The organism is Mycobacterium sp. TH-M116 (assembly GCF_057473685.1).
The window spans coordinates 1-3,021 of the sequence record NZ_JBYCLC010000083.1 but is presented as its reverse complement, the minus strand read 5'-3'; the positions used below and the strand labels follow the sequence as shown (position 1 = coordinate 3,021).

Sequence of the window (3,021 nt, the reverse complement as noted above, 5' to 3'; positions counted from 1 at the left end):
GTGCGTCTGAAGGACTGGATCGCCACCATCCGCAGCCGCTATGCCTTCCTTACTCACCTCGACGCCGACGAGCAGCGCTGGGCCCAATGCAACGAGCACGACCTTCGCGAGGTGGAAACGGCGCTCACATCTTTTCGGGTGCACACCTGAACAACGAATTATGAAGCACGAGAACGACTTCCTACGAAACGATCTGCCCCGGACGAGTCCGCACTGGGGCGACGTATCGCGCTACCCGCCTCCGGGAACCTGCGAGTTATGAGCGTTGCGCGCCTTCCAGTTGGCGACGATCTTCGGCACCCAAGTTGTGTATCGGTCTTGGGCTCGACACGCCCATCAGCGCAACTCGGTCGGCCATCCGGACCGTATTGACCGAGCGGCCGCCAAGTTGCCCTGCCGCTGAAAGTAGTCGGCAAGACTGAGCTGCTGCTCTTCACGCCAGAGCTTTTGCGCATCGTGCAGCGCATCGAGCGAGTAGTCACGCAACTCCGGGAACTGAGCCGCGATCCGGGGAACCAACAACGCCGCGGCGACCGCATCCGCGCCTGACGAGTGAGCATTCTCAAGCGGGACAACGTACAGATCCGCCAAGGCAGGCAGCGTCCGCTTACCCCGCCGGTAGGTTTCCATTTTCTTGTCAAGAACGAAAGGATCGATCACCGGACGAATCTCTCCCAGCCGCTCCACAAGGGTAGCAACGCCATTGCGTTCGTTCTCCACCTCCAACATCGTCAAATCAAAACAGGCATTAAAAGCGACTACCGGGTTGAAAGCTCCGAGCCATACCGCGACTCGGGAGGTGATTTCTTCTAAGGCTTGCGCTGGCGCAACGCCGTTCCTGGATGCCTCCGCCGTTGAAATCCCATGGATGGCTTCGGCACCCGCCGGAATCGGCACACCCGGATTGAGGAGCCAGGACTCGACGTTCTGCTTCGAGCCAGCACCTACCTCGACGAGCGACGCAGTGACAATGCGATCATCCCAGGGATCTGTACCCGTCGTCTCGATGTCAAAGGCGAGGAACGGTCCTGCATCCCATGTCATTCTCTCAAGTTAGCAGGAAAAGGAGTCCCGACGAAGTGATCACCCGGAAATCCGGAGATAGTAGATCATCACCCAGAACTTCCTCGTCGCGCGCTACCGCCCCGCGGACAAGTTTCGGGCCCGCGACCGGTCCTGCGCTTCGAAAGCCTCAAACCTCAGGGGCTCGTGATCAAGCAGCCTCACAAACGGCGGGAGGGCCGCGCGCTCGTCCTTCAATAGGTGCGTAACCGAGGAGATGAAGACCTTCATACCCTTCCTGCTGAGTAGCCGATCGACCAGCGATTCTGGCGCGAGCCCCGCGGGTCGTGCCGATGGCCCGCATACCGATACGGCGTGCGCCCGCATAGAAAGTGTATTGCACTTTCTCGAATAAGGGTAATACACTTTGTGGGGTGGAGATTGCGATCCGGCCCAGCGCCCGCGCGCATCTCATCGCCGACGATGAGATCAGAGCAGTGATTGCAATCCCGCCCTGCGCATCGGGCTTGCAGCGCGTCGCGTGAACACCGCTCCTGTCCTGTTCATCGGCCCAGCCGCCGACAATCAGCCATGGATCGAGGTCATCGCCGACCTGATCGACCCCAGTGTCGCTGAAGTGTTCCACGCGATGATGCTGCGTCCTGGCCTCATCGCACGCCTCGGGCTCGACTCACTGGTCGACCCCGACTACGGCCCTCAACGGGCCTGACCGCGAAAGGAGTAATCAACATGGGCAAGACCCGAATCACCGATGATGAATACGCCGAGATGGCCGCCGACTACGAGGCCAATCCCCCGACCGCGGCCGAAGTCACCTCGGTCGAGCTGAATCCCGCATTCCTGCCGAAAGGACGACCCAACAAGGGCACTCCGACGACAGGCAAGACACCGGTCCTGGCGATCCGGCTTCCCGAATCACTTCGTAACGAGTTAGTGCATAGCGCCAAGGTCCAGGGAGCGACGCCCTCGGAAATGGTCCGTCGTGCCGTCGTCGACAGCGTGTCGTTCTACGTGCTGTGGGAGCAGACGTTTGACGGTGACGAATGGCAATGGGTTCGCTTCGACAAGGCACTTACGCCAGAGCAGGCCGAGGAGATGTTCGAACACTTCTCGCGCCTCGCACCGACCCACGGTTATCGTCGCGTCCAGATCCGTCATGGCCGCGACGAAGTGATCAAAGAGTGGACGCCACCCGTGCGCGGCCACCGCTGACATCGCACCCGTCGAGTACTGCACCGAAGCGGGAGATACCAATGGTCAATGAATGGCTCAACGCAGAGCTCAGCGATGACACGCCGGTGACCGCTGAACTCAGACAATTGTTTAAGCAGTTCCGTGACGACTACGGAAATCGATCGGACACTGAACTTGACTATCGAACATCCGTACTTGCCGACGCTGTCTACGCCCTGGAGGTCAGCAGCATTAGAGCGCGAGAAACGTTGAACCCGAACAGGAACCCGGCGCAGAAAAGTTCGCGTAAGGACACTCAGGTGTCTGAAAAGTGGAGCTAAGGGGACTCGAACCCCTGGATTCGGTGTCCGTCAACGTCTCTACCAGCGGCTTCGATCTCCTTCGATCGATTTCAGTGCAGTTCGTCACCTGCGGTTTGCGATTCGGCGTGTTGACGGCGTCAACGCGCCGGACCGCCCCATAGACGGCATGTTCTCCGCACGCCGCCCCAATTAGGACTGTCATCTGCAACCGTAGTTCGTTAATATTGACCAAAGGAAGGTGGTGATTGACAGTGGCTCGAGTCATCCCACGCTCGGTCGCCGACGTGGTCGAGCAGCTCGAACTCGACGGCGACCTGGTCGTGACGTCAGGTCGGCTGGCCGCGGTCATGCGCCAAGTCGGGCTTGACGGTGACGAAGCGGCGACACAGCGTCTCGCCTACGAACTCCAGCGCGGCGGCTGGCTGGGAAAACTGCGCACCCGCCACGCTTGGGAGTTCCTTCCCGGGGCGCGCGGCGGTGCCTACGGCTCTGGTGATCGCTT

At 60.3% G+C, this 3,021-nt stretch carries 5 protein-coding genes; 3 read left to right on the top strand and 2 right to left on the bottom strand.

The features are described from left to right. Window positions 1-336: 336 nt before the first annotated feature. Window positions 337-1,044: an exonuclease domain-containing protein gene (locus tag AC2VOK_RS04095; protein WP_343708392.1), complete on the bottom strand. Its 708-nt coding sequence runs from the start codon at window positions 1,042-1,044 to the stop codon at window positions 337-339. Between the two features lie 93 nt (window positions 1,045-1,137). Next, window positions 1,138-1,293: a DUF4062 domain-containing protein gene (locus AC2VOK_RS04090; RefSeq protein WP_428899345.1), complete on the bottom strand. Its 156-nt coding sequence runs from the start codon at window positions 1,291-1,293 to the stop codon at window positions 1,138-1,140. 250 nt (window positions 1,294-1,543) lie between these two features. Between AC2VOK_RS04090 and AC2VOK_RS04085 the strand changes: the two genes are divergently transcribed. From AC2VOK_RS04085 to AC2VOK_RS04075, 3 genes are all read left to right on the top strand, one after another. After that, the gene (locus AC2VOK_RS04085) at window positions 1,544-1,732 is read left to right on the top strand and encodes a hypothetical protein (protein ID WP_428899344.1); all 189 of its coding nucleotides are present in this window, start codon (window positions 1,544-1,546) and stop codon (window positions 1,730-1,732) included. A gap of 20 nt (window positions 1,733-1,752) precedes the next feature. Continuing rightward, window positions 1,753-2,235 carry a hypothetical protein gene (locus AC2VOK_RS04080; RefSeq protein WP_343708394.1) on the top strand — a complete coding sequence of 161 codons (483 nt, stop codon included), beginning with the start codon at window positions 1,753-1,755 and terminating at the stop codon, window positions 2,233-2,235. A gap of 529 nt (window positions 2,236-2,764) precedes the next feature. Next, on the top strand, window positions 2,765-3,021 hold a 257-nt coding region (locus tag AC2VOK_RS04075; protein ID WP_428899343.1), incomplete at its 3' end, for a hypothetical protein.